The following is a 14,049-nucleotide window of genomic DNA, read 5'->3' on the forward strand; positions in this document are numbered from 1 at the left end:
AGCCCCAGTGGCGGCACTGCCCCAACGCCGCCGCGTCAACTGACGAGACCCGAGCCATGGAAATCTTCGACTACGACAACATCCTGCTGCTGCCGCGCAAATGCCGCGTCGACAGCCGCGCCGAGTGCGACCCCTCGGTGGAATTCGGCGGCCGCCGCTTCAAGCTGCCGGTGGTGCCGGCCAACATGAAGACGGTGGTCGACGAGACCATCACCGAACAGCTGGCCCGCAGCGGCCACTTCTACGTGATGCATCGCTTCGACCTCGACAACGTGGCCTATGCGCGGCGCATGCGCGAGCAGGGGCTGTTCGTCTCGATCAGCTCGGGCGTGAAGCCGGCCGACATCGCGGTCGTCGACCAGCTGGCGGCCGAGGGCGTGGGCGCCGACTACATCACGATCGACATCGCGCACGGCCATGCCGAGAGCGTGCGCCGCATGATCGAGCACATCAAGCAGAAGCTGCCGCAGGCCTTCGTGATCGCCGGCAATGTCGGCACGCCCGAGGGCGTGATCGACCTCGAGAACTGGGGGGCCGACGCCACCAAGGTGGGCATCGGCCCCGGCAAGGTGTGCATCACGCGGCTGAAGACCGGCTTCGGCACTGGCGGGTGGCAGCTCTCCGCGCTGAAATGGTGCGCGCGCGTCGCGACCAAGCCCATCATTGCCGACGGCGGCATCCGTCACCATGGCGACATCGCCAAGAGCGTGCGCTTCGGCGCCGCGATGGTGATGGTCGGCTCGTTGTTCGCGGGCCACGAGGAGTCGCCCGGACAGACGGTCGAGGTCGACGGCAAGCTGTACAAGGAGTACTACGGCTCGGCCAGCGACTTCAACAAGGGCGAGTACAAGCACGTCGAGGGCAAGCGCATCCTCGAGCCGGTGAAGGGACGACTGGAGGACACCCTGCGCGAGATGCGCGAGGACCTGCAGAGCTCGATCAGCTATGCCGGCGGCCGGGCGCTGGCCGACCTGCGCAAGGTGAACTACGTGGTGCTGGGCGGCGAGAACGCCGGCGAGCACTTGTTCATGTGACCCATGGGCCGGCCCGCCGGGGCCGGCGTGTTGCCCGCGCAACACCTGACCGTTTGGTCATCTTTTGAGGCGACCTGACATGCAGAATGAAATGCTTCTGTGATGTCCCACGGGTCTGGCCCGCCTCGTCAGCGGCACAGGGCTTGCATCGGTGGGCGACCCTTTTCCAACCAGGAAGCCCCACGATGTTGCGCCCCACCCTTGCCCGTCATCCTTTGGCCGCCGCGCTGGCGCTGGCCTTCGCGGCCCCGGCCTTCGCCCAGTCCGCCGAACCGGTGGAAACCGGCAAGCTGCAGACGGTGACCGTCACCGCCGAGCGCCGCACCGAGAACATCAAGGACGTGCCGAGCTCGGTGTTCTCCCTCTCCGGCGAGAAGCTCGACGTCATCAACTCCAGCGGCCAGGACGTGCGCATGCTCGCCGGCCGCGTGCCCAGCCTGAACATCGAGTCGTCCTTCGGCCGCGCCTTCCCGCGCTTCTACATCCGCGGCTATGGCAACACCGACTTCCGCAGCAATGCCTCGCAGCCCGTCTCGCTGATCTATGACGACGTGGTGCAGGAGAACCCGATTCTCAAGGGCTACCCGGTGTTCGACCTGGCGGCGGTGGAAGTGCTGGCCGGCCCGCAGGGCACGCTGTTCGGCCGCAACACGCCGGCCGGCGTGGTGAAGTTCGATTCGGTCAAGCCCTCGAAGAAGCAGAACGCCTACGGCAGCATCTCCTACGGCACCTTCGGCACCGTGAATGCCGAGGGCGCGGGCAACATCCAGCTTGGTGACAGCGCCTCGATGCGCATCTCGGCGCAGGTGCAGCACCGCAACGACTGGGTCACCAACACCGTCGCCAACGCGCCGACCCACGATCTCGAGGGCTATGACGACCGTGCGATCCGCGTGCAGGCCCTGCTGGCCCCGAGCAAGGACTTCAGCGCGCTGTTCAACATCCACAACCGCTCGCTCGACGGATCGGCCCGCCTGTTCCGCGCCAACATCATCAAGAAGGGCACCAACGACCTGGTCGACGGTTTCGACGAGCGCAAGATCTCGACCGACGGCAAGAATGAACAGCAGCTCGAGAACACCGGCGCCAGCGCCCGCCTGACCTGGGACCTGGGCGGCCTGCGCCTGCACTCGATCACCGGCCTCGAGACCGTGCACGCCTACAGCCGCGGCGACATCGACGGCGGCTACGGCGCCGCCTTCCTGCCCAGCGGCGGCGGGCCAGGCCTGATCCCCTTCCCGTCCGAAACCGCCGGCGGCATCCATGGCCACCGCCAGGTGTCGCAGGAGTTCCGGGTCGAGTCGCCCACCGGCGGCCAGCTCGCGTGGCAGGCCGGCGTCTACCTGTTCCACGAGAAGTACGCGATCGACAGCTACGACTACAACACGCTGGGCGGCGGCACGCTGCAGGGCCTGGTGGTGACGGAGCAGAAGAACAATGCCTGGGCCGCCTTCGGCTCGGTGAACTACGCGGTGAGCAAGGAACTGAACCTGCGCGCCGGCCTGCGCTACACCAGCGACAAGAAGGACTTCGCGACCACGCCGATCCTCGGCACGGTGAACACCAGCAATGGGCTCACCGCTCATACCAAGGACTCGAAGGTCAGCGGCGACCTCAGCGGCAGCTATGCGCTGAGCCCGGCACTGAATGCCTACGCACGCGTGGCCACCGGCTTCCGCGGCTCCAGCATCCAGGCGGCTTCGGCCTTCGGCGGCCAGACCCAGGCCGGTCCCGAGACCACCACCTCGTATGAAGCCGGCCTGAAGGGCGACCTGCTCGACAAGCGCGCCCGCATCGCGATCGGCGTCTTCCACTACGACGTGAAGAACCTGCAGCTCACCGCGGTGGGCGGCGCGGCCAACGTCACCGAGTTGAAGAGCGCGAAGAAGGCCACCGGCGACGGCATCGAGTTCAACCTCGACGCCTACCTGATGGAAAACCTGCTGGTCACTTTGGGCGGTAGCGTCAACGACACCAAGATCAAGGATTCGGACCTGGCGGTGGCCGGCTGCTCGCAGTGCACGATGATCGACCCGAAGCGCCCGGGCACCGGCAACTTCTACTACATCAACGGCAACGCGCTGCCGCAGGCGCCGAAGTACACGCTGAACTTCACCGCGCGCTACGCCTTCCCGGTGGGCCCGGGCGCCGAGGTGTTCGTCTACACCGACTGGGTCTACCGCAGCAAGATCAATTTCTTCCTGTACGAAGCGGTCGAGTTCACCGGCAAGTCGCTGACCGAAGGCGGCGTGCGCGTCGGCTACAACTGGGGCAACGGCAAGTACGAAGCCGCGCTGTTCGGCCGCAACATCACCAACCAGATCCGCGCAGTCGGCGGCATCGACTTCAACAACAACACCGGCTTCATCAACGACCCGCGCACCTGGGGCGTCCAGTTCAAGATGAACCTCTGACGGCCACGGCGCCGCCGGGAGACCCCGCCTCTACAATTGCGGGCTCCCCTAGACCTTGATCCGAAGCCAGGGCGATCCCCTGGCTTCGTCGCTTGAACCGTCGCCGCCATGTCCGAACAGCCCAAGTCCGAACTGTCCAAGTCCTTCGAGCCGGCTGCCATCGAGGCCCATTGGGGCCCGCTGTGGGAGCAGTCGGGGCTGTACGCGCCCACGCTCGACCGCAGCAAGCCCTCGTTCTCGATCCAGCTGCCGCCGCCGAACGTCACCGGCACGCTGCACATGGGCCATGCGTTCAACCAGACGATCATGGACTCGCTGACGCGCTACCACCGGATGCGCGGCTTCAATACGCTGTGGGTGCCGGGCACCGACCATGCCGGCATCGCGACGCAGATCGTCGTCGAGCGCCAGCTGCAGGAGGCCGGGCTGTCGCGCCACGACCTGGGCCGCGAGGCCTTCCTGAAGCAGGTGTGGGACTGGAAGCAGAGCTCGGGCGCGACCATCACGCGCCAGATGCGCCGCATGGGCGCCAGCGTGAGCTGGGCGCACGAGTACTTCACGATGGACGAGAAGCTCTCGGCCATCGTCACCGACACCTTCGTGAAGCTGTACGACGAGGGCCTGATCTACCGCGGCAAGCGCCTGGTGAGCTGGGACCCGGTGTTGAAGAGCGCCGTGTCCGACCTCGAGGTCGAGAGCGAGGAGGAAGACGGCTTCCTGTGGCACATCCGCTATCCGCTGGCCGACGGCACGGGCGACCTGGTGGTGGCCACCACCCGGCCCGAGACCATGCTTGGCGACACCGCGGTGATGGTGCACCCCGAGGACGAGCGCTATGCGCATCTCATTGGCCGGCAGGTGCGCCTGCCGATCGCCGACCGGCTGATCCCGGTGATTGCCGACGAGTACGTCGACAAGAGCTTCGGCACCGGCGTCGTGAAGGTCACGCCGGCGCACGACACCAACGACTACGCGGTCGGACAGCGGCACCGGCTGCCGATGATCACGATCTTCACCCTCGACGCGAAGGTCAACGACGAGGCGCCCGAGGCCTACCGCGGCCTGGACCGCTTCGTCGCGCGCAAGAAGATCGTCGAGCAGCTCGAGGCCGAGGGCCTGCTGGTCGACACCAAGAAGCACAAGCTGATGGTGCCGCGCTGCGCCCGCACCGGCCAGGTGATCGAGCCGATGCTGACCGACCAGTGGTTCGTCGCGATGAGCAAGCCAGGCGCCAATGGCAAGTCGATCGCGCAGGAAGCGATCGAGGTGGTGGCCGCGGGCGAGGTGCGCTTCGTGCCCGAGCAGTGGGTCAACACCTACAACCAGTGGATGAAGAACATCCAGGACTGGTGCATCAGCCGCCAACTGTGGTGGGGCCACCAGATCCCGGCCTGGTACGGCACGGGCGGCGAGCTGTTCGTCGCGCATGACGAGGCCGAGGCGCGCTTGAAGGCGCAGGCCGCCGGCTACAGCGGCCCGCTCAAGCGCGACGAGGACGTGCTGGACACCTGGTACTCGTCGGCCCTGGTGCCCTTCTCCACGCTGGGCTGGCCCGAGAAGACCATCGAGCAGGATCTCTTCCTGCCTTCGAGCGTGCTGGTCACCGGCTACGACATCATCTTCTTCTGGGTCGCCCGGATGATCATGATGACCAAGCACTTCACCGGCCAGGTGCCGTTCCGCGACGTCTACATCCATGGCCTGGTGCTCGACGCGCACGGCCACAAGATGAGCAAGAGCGAAGGCAACGTGCTCGACCCGGTGGACCTGATCGACGGCATCGCACTGGCGCCGCTGCTGGACAAGCGCACCACCGGTCTGCGCAAGCCCGAGACCGCGCCGAAGGTGCGCAAGGCGACCGAGAAGGAATTCCCCGAAGGCATTCCAGGCTACGGCGCCGATGCGCTGCGCTTCACCTTCGCGGCGATGGCCACGCTGGGCCGCAGCGTGAACTTCGACTCCAAGCGCTGCGAGGGTTACCGCAACTTCTGCAACAAGCTCTGGAACGCGACGCGCTTCGTGCTGATGAACTGCGAAGGCCAGGACTGCGGGCTGAAGGAGCACACGAAAGCCGAGTGCGCGCCCGGCGGCCCGTTCCACGGCTACATGCGCTTCTCGCCGGCCGACCGCTGGATTGCCGGCGAACTGCAGCGCGTCGAGGCCGCGGTGGCCGAGGGCTTCGCGGGTTATCGACTCGACCTGGTCGCCAACGCCATCTACCAGTTCGTGTGGGACGAGTACTGCGACTGGTACCTGGAAATCGCCAAGGTGCAGATCGCCAACGGCACCGAGGCCGAGCAGCGCGCGACGCGCCGCACGCTGATCCGCACGCTGGAAACCGTGCTGCGCCTGCTGCACCCGATCGCGCCCTTCATCACCGCCGAGCTGTGGCAGAGCGTGGCACCCGTGGCGGGGCGCCCGACCGAGGGCACCATCGCCGCGGCGGCCTACCCGCAGGCGCAGCTCGAGAAGATCGACCCGGCGGCCGATGCCTGGGTCGCGAAGATGAAGTCGCTGGTGGCCGCGGTGCGCAGCCTGCGCAGCGAGATGAACCTGTCGCCGGGCGACCGCAAGCCGCTGTACGCGATCGGCGACTACGCCTTCGTCGTGCAGGCTGCGCCGGTGCTGAAGGCCCTGGCCAAGCTGTCGGAGCTGAAGTCCTTCGAGGACGAGGCGGCTTTCGACCAAGCCAGTGCCTTGAGCCCGGTGGCGGTGGTCGGCGACATCCGGCTCGCGCTGCACGTCGAGATCGATGTCGCGGCCGAACTGGCGCGCATCGGCAAGGAGACCGCCCGCCTCGAAGGCGAGATCACGAAGGCCGAGGCCCAGCTGGGCAACGAACGCTTCGTCGCGCGGGCGCCGGAAACCGTGGTGGCCGAGATGCGTCAGCGCCTGGCCGATTTCAAGCAGACGCTCCGCCGGCTGCAAGATCAAGCGGCTCGCCTGAAGCAGGGTCAGCCGACCTGATGTCGGCGCGGCCGGCGGGCTGCGACAGCAGCTCGTCGATGCGCCGCGCCACGCCCCAGGCGCTGCGCACGCGCGACTCGCGCGTGGTGCTGGCCACGCGCGGCGTGATCTGCAAGGTGTCGATGTCGTGCAGCGGCCGGCCGGGCTCGAGCATGCCGGGCTCCATGCTGTCGAACCAGGCAGCAGCCATGCGGCCGGTGGCCAACGCCTCGGCCAACGCCGCTTCGTCGAACACGCTCGAAGGGGCGATGCACACCATCACCTGATTCGGCCGGCAGAACGGCAGGAAGCGCTCGCCCAGCAGGCCGTGGTAGCGGCTGAAGTAGCTGAGCATCACGCTGGTGGCCTCGCTTTCCTCGAGCAGCTCGCGCAGGCCAACCGGCTCGACCTTCCAGCGGTGCCACAGCGGATCGCTGGCGTGCACCGCCGGGTCGTAGCCGACCACGCGCGCGCCGAAGGCGCCCAGCAGCTGGGCCAGCGGCCGCGCGGTCGGCGTCATGCCGATCAGGCCGATCGTCGAACCGCCAAGCTCGCGGCCGACCAGCAGCCCCTCGGCGTTGACCACCGGCACCCGGCGCAGCATCTGCAGCATCGCCCCGATGACGAATTCGGCCTCGGCGGCCGCGGTGGCATTGCTCGGCCGCACCACCTCGACCCCGGCGCGCGAGCAGGCATCGAGGTCGATGTTCTCGGCACCGGCACTGATGCGCCCGACCGCGCGCAGCATCGGCGCATGGCGCAGCGCGTCAGCGTCCAGCGCCACGGAGGGCGGCAGGATCAGCGAGCGCACGTTGTACAGCGCCTGGCGGAAGGCGCGTGGGTCCCGCGCGAGGTCCGGTGCATAGCGCACGGCGTGACGGGCCACCAGCCAGTGCATCACCTCCGGGTCCAGCGGCTCGACGATCAGGACATCCATCTGCTTTCGCGGGATCACTGCCACGCATTCACAGCACAGGGCGTGCCAGAATGGTTTTGATCCGCAACCCCCATTCTATGTAAGCAGATGTTGATCAAGAAGGCGATCTTTCCAGTAGCCGGATTGGGCACCCGTTTCCTGCCCGCCACCAAGGCCCAGCCGAAAGAAATGTTGCCGGTGGTCGACAAGCCGCTGATCCAGTACGCGGTGGAGGAGGCTTACGCCGCCGGCGTGCGCGAGATGATCTTCGTGACAGGCCGCCACAAGCGACCGATCGAAGACCACTTTGACATGACCTTCGAACTCGAGGTAGCCCTCGAACAAGCGGGCAAGACCGCGTTGCTGGAGGTGGTGCGCAGCGTCAAACCGGCCGACATGGAATGCATCTACGTGCGCCAGGCCCAGGCGCTGGGCCTGGGCCATGCGGTGCTGTGTGGCCAGCGGCTGGTCGGCAACGAACCGTTCGCGGTGCTGCTGGCCGACGACCTGATGGTGGGCAACCCGCCGGTGCTCAAGCAGATGGTGGACCAGTTTGCCGAGTGGCGGGCCTCGATCCTGGCGGTGCAGGAAGTGCCGGCCGACCAGACCAAGCGCTACGGCATCGTCGCCGGCACGCCGGTGAACGAGCGCCTGATGGACATCACCCGCATCGTCGAGAAACCCGACCCCGCGTCAGCGCCATCGCGCCTGGGCGTGGCCGGCCGCTACATCCTGACGCCCGGCGTGTTCCACGAGATCGCCACCCAGCCGCGGGGGGTGGGCGGCGAGATTCAGCTGACCGACGGCATTGCCTCGCTGCTGCGCCGCGAAAAGGTGTTCGCCTACCGCTACGAGGGCAAGCGCTACGACTGCGGCAGCAAGGAAGGCTTCCTGCAGGCCAACATCGAACTCTCGCTGCAGCACCCGGAACTCGGCGAGACCACGCGCGAGTTCCTGAAATCGCTGGCGCTGTGAAGGGCTATCGCCTGCGCAAGTAGTGCACGAACTCGTCGCCGGCGTTCGACTGCTCGACGAGTTCGTTGCCGGTCTGCCGCGCGAAGGCCTGGAAGTCGCGCACCGAGCCGGGATCGGTGGCCAGCACCTTCAGCACCTCGCCGCTGGTCATCTCGGCCAGCGCCTTCTTGGCCTTCAGGATGGGCAGCGGGCAGTTGAGGCCGCGGGTGTCGATTTCCTTCTGGGCTTGCATCGTCGGATCTGCCTTGCAGGTGTCTCTCAGCCGCGCCTCGGCGGCCATTCCATGAAGCGCGGCTCATGCCCGCGCGATGTCAGCCAATCGGCCAGCGCGTAGCCGGTGCCGGCGGGCCAGCACAGCACCTCGGACGGCGCGTACAGCTTGTACTCGGCCAGTTCGGGCGACAGGCGCACTTCGCCACGCGCGAGCACATGGTAGGCGATGATGACCTGGTTCATGCGCTGGAAGTCGTAGACGCCAATCAGCTTCGTGCTCAGTGCCTCGAGCGCGGTCTCCTCGGCCACCTCGCGCGTCAGGCCCTCCTCGGGCGTCTCGCCAGCTTCCATGAAGCCGGTGATCAGGCCGAACAGCCGGCCACCCCAGGCGGCATTGCGGGCCAGCAGCAGTTGACCGTCACGGTCGGCACATTCGATCACCGCGGCCAGCACCGGCGTCGGATTGTTCCAGTGGGTCCACTGGCAGGCCGGGCAGCGCAGCCGCAGCTTGAGGCCGCCGTCTTCCAGCGACTCGGTCTCGGCCAGGGGCGTGGCGCAGTTCGGGCAGAAGCGGTATTGGTGCGTCATGGCGTCGCGCGCCTTCAGGCCGGGAACACGCCGGTGGAGAGGTAGCGCTCACCGCGGTCGCAGACGACGAAGACGATCGTCGCATTGCTCACCGTCTGCGCCACCTGCAGCGCCACCCACGCCGCGCCGGCGGCCGAGATGCCGGCGAACAAGCCCTCCTCGCGCGCCAGCCGGCGGGCCATGTCTTCGGCCGCCGACTGTTCCACCAGCACCAGCTCGTCGACTTGAGCCGGGTCATAGATCTTCGGCAGGTAGGCCTCGGGCCACTTGCGAATGCCGGGGATGCGCGACCCCTCGGAGGGCTGCGCACCGACGATGCGCACCGCCGGGTTCTGCGCCTTCAGGTAGCGGCCGACGCCGGTGATGGTGCCGGTGGTGCCCATCGCGCTGACGAAGTGCGTGATGCGGCCCTCGGTCTCCTGCCAGATCTCGGGGCCGGTGGTCTCGAAATGGACGCGCGGATTGTCGGCATTGGCGAACTGGTCGAGCACGTGGCCCTTGCCGTCGCGCTGCATCTGCTCGGCCAGATCGCGGGCGTATTCCATGCCGCCCGAGCGCGGCGTCAGGATCAGCTCGGCGCCATAGGCCTTCATCGTCTGCGCACGTTCCACCGAAAGGTCTTCCGGCATGATCAGCACCATGCGATAACCCCGGATCGCAGCGGCCATGGCCAGTGCGATGCCGGTGTTGCCGGAAGTGGCCTCGATCAGCGTGTCGCCGGGCCGGATGTCACCGCGCTCCTCGGCGCGGCGGATCATGCTCATCGCCGGCCGGTCCTTCACCGAGCCAGCCGGATTGTTGCCCTCGAGCTTGCCGAGGATCACGTTGCCGCGGGCGTCGATCGCGGCGCCGGGCAGGCGCTGCAGGCGAACCAGCGGCGTCTGGCCGATCACGTCCTCGATGGTCTTGTAGCTGGGCATGGAAAGCAGCACCTCCACGACCCATTGTGTCAGCCGCGCGGGAAGCCCGCAGAACCCGCATGCCATAATCCGCGCCCACGCCAACACCCGGCGTGCGTCCACGCGCCCTCGTGACGAAATCGGTAGACGTAGCGGATTCAAAATCCGCCGCCGCAAGGCGTGCCAGTTCGAGTCTGGCCGGGGGCACCAGGCTCTCGCCCCCGTCCCCATGCCACCACTGCCACCGGTCACCCAAGCCCTGATGTTGATCTGCACGGCAGTCTTCTGCGTGCAATGGCTGTGGAGCAGCGCCGTCGTCTGGCTGGCCTTGTGGCCACTGGCCAGCGGCAACTTCGCCCCGTGGCAGGTCCTGACCTACGTGTTCCTCAGCGCGGACCTGACCGGCCTGATCTTCACGCTGCTCGGCCTGTGGCTGTTCGGCAGTTCGCTGGAGCAGCTGTGGGGCCAACGCCGCTACATCCAGATGCTGGTGGTCTGCGGCCTGTCGGCGGCCATCGTCGGCCTGCTGGCGGGGTGGTTGCTGGGCAGCGGCTTGCCCGAGATAGGCCTGTCCGGCGCGATGTTCGGCCTGCTGCTGGCCTACGCCATGCTGTTTCCGGATCGGCAGATCATGCTGCTGATACCGCCGATCCCGGTGAAGGCGAAGATCGCGGTGATGGTCTTTGCGGGCCTGGCCCTGCTGCTGAGCCTGCTGGGCGGCGGTGGTTTCGCCTCCTTCGCGCACCTGGCCGGCGGCATGCTGGGCGGCTGGCTGATGATCCTGTACTGGCGCGGCCGCCTGCCTTTTGGCGGTGGTGGCGGCGGTGGTGGCGCGCGGCGCCGCCGTTGAATCGGCGCCCCTCGCCCCGGCTCGCGATCCCCTGATCGACCCCGACCTCGCCTTGGTGGCGGGAATGGTTCATGCTGCGCCTGTCCCGTCATTGTCGGGAGCGCCGTCATGAAGCTGCGTCTGCCCTCGTTCGCCTGGCTGCTTCTGCTGCTGTCGATGTCCTGCCGTGCCTTCGCCGCGGGCACCGGCAGCGCCGAGCCCTCCGATCTGGCCGAGCGGTCGCGCGCGCTGCAGCGCGCCGCCACTGCGGTGGTCGGGCTGCAGGTGATCGCCGTCGAGGGGGCACGCTCCTCTGCGACCCTGGGTTCGCAGCGCGCCGGCTCGGGCGTCGTGATCGGCGCCGACGGGCTGGTGCTCACGATCGGCTACCTGGTGCTAGAAGCCGAGCAGGTGCAGATCCTCACCGACCATGACCGCACGCTGCCGGCCCGCGTGGTCGGGTACGACAGCGCCACCGGCATCGGCCTGGTGCAGGCGCTGGCGCCGCTGCAGATCGAGCCTGCACCCCTGGGTCGCTCGGGTGCGCTGGCGCTGCGTGAGGCCTTGATGATCGCCAGCGGCGGCGAGGAAGCTGCAGTCAGCCCGGCCTGGCTGATGTCGCGCCGGGCGTTCTCGGGGTACTGGGAATACCACATCAACGGGGCGCTGTTCACCACACCGCCACGGCGCGACCACAGCGGCGCCGGGCTCTTCAACGGGCGCGGCGAACTGGTCGGCATCGGCTCGCTGTACCTGGCCGATGCAGGCGCGGCGGACGACACCGATCGATGGCCCGGCAACATGTTCGTGCCGGTGGACCTGCTCGCGCCGATCCTGCCCGAGCTGCGCCGCACCGGCAGCATCGCTGCCCACCGGCGCGCCTGGCTGGGCATCAATTGCATCGAACAGAACGGCACGCTGCGCGTCGTGCGCGTCACCGATGACAGCCCCGCCGACGTGGCCGGCCTGCAGCCGGGCGACAGCATCCTGCGGGTCGACGGCAGCGAGGTGCACGCGCTGGAAGCGCTGTGGAAAGCGCTGTGGCTCGGCGCCGCCGAGCGCGAGGTGGTGCTGGACATCCAGCGCGACGGCGCCGCGCAGACGGTGAAGGTGTTCAGCGTCGACCGCAGCGCGACGATCAAGCGCCCGCAGGGGATTTGAGCGCCGCCAACCCCTCGCGCACGGTGGGGTAGCGCAGCCGCAGGCGCAGCTCCTGCTTCAGCCGCCGGTTGTCGAGCCGTCGCGACTCGCTCCAGAAGCTCAGCTGCAGCGGGCTCATCTGCTCGCGCGCCTTGGCGCGGCTGATGCGCGGCGGCCGCGGCAGGCCGCTCAATGCAGCCACCAGGTCGAAATAGTCGCCCATCGTCAGCTCGCTGTCGTCGCAGACATGCAGCACGCGCTGCGGCAAGCCGCGGTGCAGCGCGGCAACGCAGGCGCGGGCCAGGTCGTCGGCATGGATGTGGTTGGTGAACACATCGTCCTCCGGTTCGAGCACCGGGGTGCCGCGGCGCAGGCGCTCGCGCGGGTCGCCGCCGGCGCGGTCCGGCGCATAGATGCCGGGAATGCGCAGCAGGCTCACCGCCACGCCGTGCTGGCGGCCGAAGCAGCGCACGCGCGCCTCGGCGGCGACGCGACGCTGCGCGCGGTCGGTGGCCGGACGCGGCGGACGGGTCTCGTCGAAGCGCTCGCCGCCCGCATCGCCGTAAACACCGGTGGTGCTGGCATACACCAGTCGCCGCACGCGCGGGCAGCGTGCCAAGGCCTGCAGCAGAGCGGCCGTGCGCAGGTCGTCCTGGCCGGCGGACGCCGGCGGGGCCAGGTGCAGCACCGCATCGGCCAGCCCTGCCAGCCGTGCCAGCGTGGCCGGCTGGTCGAGGTTGCCCAGCAGCGGCACCGCGCCCGCGGCGCGCAAGGCCGGCAGGCGCGCCGGCGAGGAACTCAGTGCCAGCAGGCGCCAGCGCCCCTTGAGCAGGTGCAGCACGCGCAGGCCGACATCGCCACAGCCGACGATGAGCAGCGTGGGGCGGCGCAGGGCCGAAGGGGGGACAGGCATCTCTCGGTCAGCGACCGGGCAAGGCCCGGCAGGCACAATGAGGCGCAAGTTTAGTGGCGCCACCATGACCTTCCGTGTGACCCTGCAGCCCGCCGAGCGCGTGTTCGACGTGGCCCGTGACGAGCCCATCCTGGCCGCCGCCATTCGCCAGGGCATCGGCATGCCCTATGGCTGCCGCGATGGCGCCTGCGGCTCCTGCAAGAGCCGGCTGATCGAAGGCCGCGTGCTGCACGGTGCGCATCAGCTGAAGGCGCTGTCCGCCGCCGAAGAGGAAGCCGGCTTCATCCTGCCCTGCTGCGCCACGCCGCAGACCGATTGCGTGGTCGAGGCGCGCACCGTCCCCGGTGCCGGCGACCATCCGATCCTGAAGATGCCCACCCGCGTGCTGGCACTCGAACGCGCGGCACCGGACGTGATGGTGCTGACGCTGCAATTGCCCGCGAACCAGCGCTTCCAGTACCACGCGGGCCAGTACATCGAGTTCATCCTGCGCAATGGTGCGCGGCGCAGCTACTCGATGGCCAATGCACCGGGCCGGCTGATGGATCCGCCGGCCATCGAATTGCACCTGCGCCACATGCCCGGCGGGCAGTTCACCGACCACGTGTTCGGTGCGATGAAGGAAAAGGAGATCCTGCGCATGGAAGGGCCGTTCGGCAGCTTCTACCTGCGCGAGGATTCGAACAAGCCGATCGTGCTGCTGGCCTCGGGCACCGGCTTCGCGCCCATCAAGGCCATCATCGAACGCCTGCAGGACAGTGGCAGCACGCGGCCCGCGGTGCTGTACTGGGGCTGCCGCCGCAGGGCCGATCTCTACCGCGACGACTGGGCACGCGAAGCCGCCGCCACGATGCCGAACCTGCGCTATGTGCCGGTGCTGTCCGAGGCCCGGGCCGAGGACGACTGGCGCGGCCGCGTCGGATTCGTGCACGAAGTGGTGATGGCCGACCTGCCGGACCTCTCGGGCCACCAGGTCTATGCCTGCGGCGCGCCGGTGATGGTCGAAGCCGCGCAGCGCGACTTCGTGGCCCGCTGCGGCCTGCCCGCGGACGAGTTCCACGCCGACGCTTTCACCTCCGAAGCCGACAAGCACGGCAGCTGATGACCACCCGATCAGCGGACCGCGTGAGGATTTCACGCCCCGGCCACCGCTTGTCACACATCCGACCGCATGCAATGGCG

General features: G+C 68.3%; 12 protein-coding genes and 1 tRNA gene. 8 read left to right on the plus strand and 5 right to left on the minus strand.

Annotated elements, in window-relative coordinates:
- The first annotated feature begins 56 nt into the window (after nucleotides 1–56).
- The 3 genes from ACILR4_RS02400 to ACILR4_RS02410 all read left to right on the plus strand — a co-directional run bounded on the left by ACILR4_RS02400 (nucleotide 57) and on the right by ACILR4_RS02410 (nucleotide 6,415).
- The gene (locus ACILR4_RS02400; protein ID WP_395699221.1) at nucleotides 57–1,034 is read left to right on the plus strand and encodes a GMP reductase; all 978 of its coding nucleotides are present in this window, start codon (nucleotides 57–59) and stop codon (nucleotides 1,032–1,034) included.
- A 185-nt stretch (nucleotides 1,035–1,219) separates the two neighbouring features.
- On the plus strand, nucleotides 1,220–3,448 hold the full coding sequence (locus tag ACILR4_RS02405; RefSeq protein ID WP_395699222.1) for a TonB-dependent receptor: 2,229 nt from the start codon (nucleotides 1,220–1,222) through the stop codon (nucleotides 3,446–3,448).
- A gap of 108 nt (nucleotides 3,449–3,556) precedes the next feature.
- On the plus strand, nucleotides 3,557–6,415 hold the full coding sequence (locus tag ACILR4_RS02410) for a valine--tRNA ligase (protein WP_395699223.1): 2,859 nt from the start codon (nucleotides 3,557–3,559) through the stop codon (nucleotides 6,413–6,415).
- Here the strand turns inward: ACILR4_RS02410 and ACILR4_RS02415 are convergent.
- Complete coding sequence (locus ACILR4_RS02415; protein ID WP_395699224.1) at nucleotides 6,351–7,331, minus strand: NAD(P)-dependent oxidoreductase; 981 nt, start codon at nucleotides 7,329–7,331, stop codon at nucleotides 6,351–6,353. The two genes, ACILR4_RS02410 and ACILR4_RS02415, sit on opposite strands and share 65 nt — an antisense overlap.
- An 87-nt stretch (nucleotides 7,332–7,418) precedes the next feature.
- On the opposite strand from ACILR4_RS02415, the gene galU reads away from it, so the two are divergent.
- On the plus strand, nucleotides 7,419–8,285 hold the full coding sequence (gene galU, locus ACILR4_RS02420) for a UTP--glucose-1-phosphate uridylyltransferase GalU (protein WP_395699225.1): 867 nt from the start codon (nucleotides 7,419–7,421) through the stop codon (nucleotides 8,283–8,285).
- Nucleotides 8,286–8,289: 4 nt separating this feature from the next.
- On the opposite strand, the gene ACILR4_RS02425 is transcribed toward galU, so the two are convergent.
- Genes ACILR4_RS02425 through cysM form a run of 3 tightly spaced genes read right to left on the minus strand, consistent with a single transcriptional unit; the run spans nucleotide 8,290 to nucleotide 10,006 of the window.
- Nucleotides 8,290–8,517 carry a sulfurtransferase TusA family protein gene (locus ACILR4_RS02425; RefSeq protein ID WP_395699226.1) on the minus strand — a complete coding sequence of 76 codons (228 nt, stop codon included), beginning with the start codon at nucleotides 8,515–8,517 and terminating at the stop codon, nucleotides 8,290–8,292.
- A gap of 26 nt (nucleotides 8,518–8,543) precedes the next feature.
- Nucleotides 8,544–9,086, minus strand: a complete 543-nt coding sequence (locus ACILR4_RS02430; protein WP_395699227.1) for an NUDIX domain-containing protein — start codon at nucleotides 9,084–9,086, stop codon at nucleotides 8,544–8,546.
- 14 nt (nucleotides 9,087–9,100) lie between these two features.
- Nucleotides 9,101–10,006, minus strand: a complete 906-nt coding sequence (gene cysM, locus ACILR4_RS02435; RefSeq protein WP_395699228.1) for a cysteine synthase CysM — start codon at nucleotides 10,004–10,006, stop codon at nucleotides 9,101–9,103.
- Nucleotides 10,007–10,110: 104 nt separating this feature from the next.
- Between cysM and ACILR4_RS02440 the strand changes: the two genes are divergently transcribed.
- From ACILR4_RS02440 to ACILR4_RS02450, 3 genes are all read left to right on the plus strand, one after another.
- Nucleotides 10,111–10,195, plus strand: a tRNA-Leu gene (locus ACILR4_RS02440).
- A gap of 19 nt (nucleotides 10,196–10,214) precedes the next feature.
- Nucleotides 10,215–10,835, plus strand: a complete 621-nt coding sequence (locus tag ACILR4_RS02445; protein ID WP_395699229.1) for a rhomboid family intramembrane serine protease — start codon at nucleotides 10,215–10,217, stop codon at nucleotides 10,833–10,835.
- A gap of 108 nt (nucleotides 10,836–10,943) precedes the next feature.
- Nucleotides 10,944–11,975, plus strand: a complete 1,032-nt coding sequence (locus ACILR4_RS02450; protein ID WP_395699230.1) for a S1C family serine protease — start codon at nucleotides 10,944–10,946, stop codon at nucleotides 11,973–11,975.
- On the opposite strand, the gene ACILR4_RS02455 is transcribed toward ACILR4_RS02450, so the two are convergent.
- Complete coding sequence (locus ACILR4_RS02455; protein ID WP_395699231.1) at nucleotides 11,953–12,867, minus strand: SDR family oxidoreductase; 915 nt, start codon at nucleotides 12,865–12,867, stop codon at nucleotides 11,953–11,955. The genes ACILR4_RS02450 and ACILR4_RS02455 overlap by 23 nt on opposite strands.
- A gap of 64 nt (nucleotides 12,868–12,931) precedes the next feature.
- On the opposite strand from ACILR4_RS02455, the gene ACILR4_RS02460 reads away from it, so the two are divergent.
- On the plus strand, nucleotides 12,932–13,969 hold the full coding sequence (locus ACILR4_RS02460) for a CDP-6-deoxy-delta-3,4-glucoseen reductase (RefSeq protein ID WP_395699232.1): 1,038 nt from the start codon (nucleotides 12,932–12,934) through the stop codon (nucleotides 13,967–13,969).
- Nucleotides 13,970–14,049: the final 80 nt, after the last annotated feature.

It is taken from the genome of Aquabacterium sp. (assembly GCF_044226965.1).
Classification (GTDB): domain Bacteria; phylum Pseudomonadota; class Gammaproteobacteria; order Burkholderiales; family Burkholderiaceae_C; genus Pseudaquabacterium.

Bases quoted from the DNA above. Each gene is read 5' to 3' on its own strand.
- ACILR4_RS02400 (WP_395699221.1), top strand. From the start codon at position 57: ATGGAAATCTTCGACTACGACAACATCCTGCTGCTGCCGCGCAAATGC.
- ACILR4_RS02405 (WP_395699222.1), top strand. From the start codon at position 1,220: ATGTTGCGCCCCACCCTTGCCCGTCATCCTTTGGCCGCCGCGCTGGCG.
- ACILR4_RS02410 (WP_395699223.1), top strand. From the start codon at position 3,557: ATGTCCGAACAGCCCAAGTCCGAACTGTCCAAGTCCTTCGAGCCGGCT.
- ACILR4_RS02415 (WP_395699224.1), bottom strand. From the start codon at position 7,331: ATGGATGTCCTGATCGTCGAGCCGCTGGACCCGGAGGTGATGCACTGG.
- galU (WP_395699225.1), top strand. From the start codon at position 7,419: ATGTTGATCAAGAAGGCGATCTTTCCAGTAGCCGGATTGGGCACCCGT.
- ACILR4_RS02425 (WP_395699226.1), bottom strand. From the start codon at position 8,517: ATGCAAGCCCAGAAGGAAATCGACACCCGCGGCCTCAACTGCCCGCTG.
- ACILR4_RS02430 (WP_395699227.1), bottom strand. From the start codon at position 9,086: ATGACGCACCAATACCGCTTCTGCCCGAACTGCGCCACGCCCCTGGCC.
- cysM (WP_395699228.1), bottom strand. From the start codon at position 10,006: ATGCCCAGCTACAAGACCATCGAGGACGTGATCGGCCAGACGCCGCTG.
- ACILR4_RS02445 (WP_395699229.1), top strand. From the start codon at position 10,215: ATGCCACCACTGCCACCGGTCACCCAAGCCCTGATGTTGATCTGCACG.
- ACILR4_RS02450 (WP_395699230.1), top strand. From the start codon at position 10,944: ATGAAGCTGCGTCTGCCCTCGTTCGCCTGGCTGCTTCTGCTGCTGTCG.
- ACILR4_RS02455 (WP_395699231.1), bottom strand. From the start codon at position 12,867: ATGCCTGTCCCCCCTTCGGCCCTGCGCCGCCCCACGCTGCTCATCGTC.
- ACILR4_RS02460 (WP_395699232.1), top strand. From the start codon at position 12,932: ATGACCTTCCGTGTGACCCTGCAGCCCGCCGAGCGCGTGTTCGACGTG.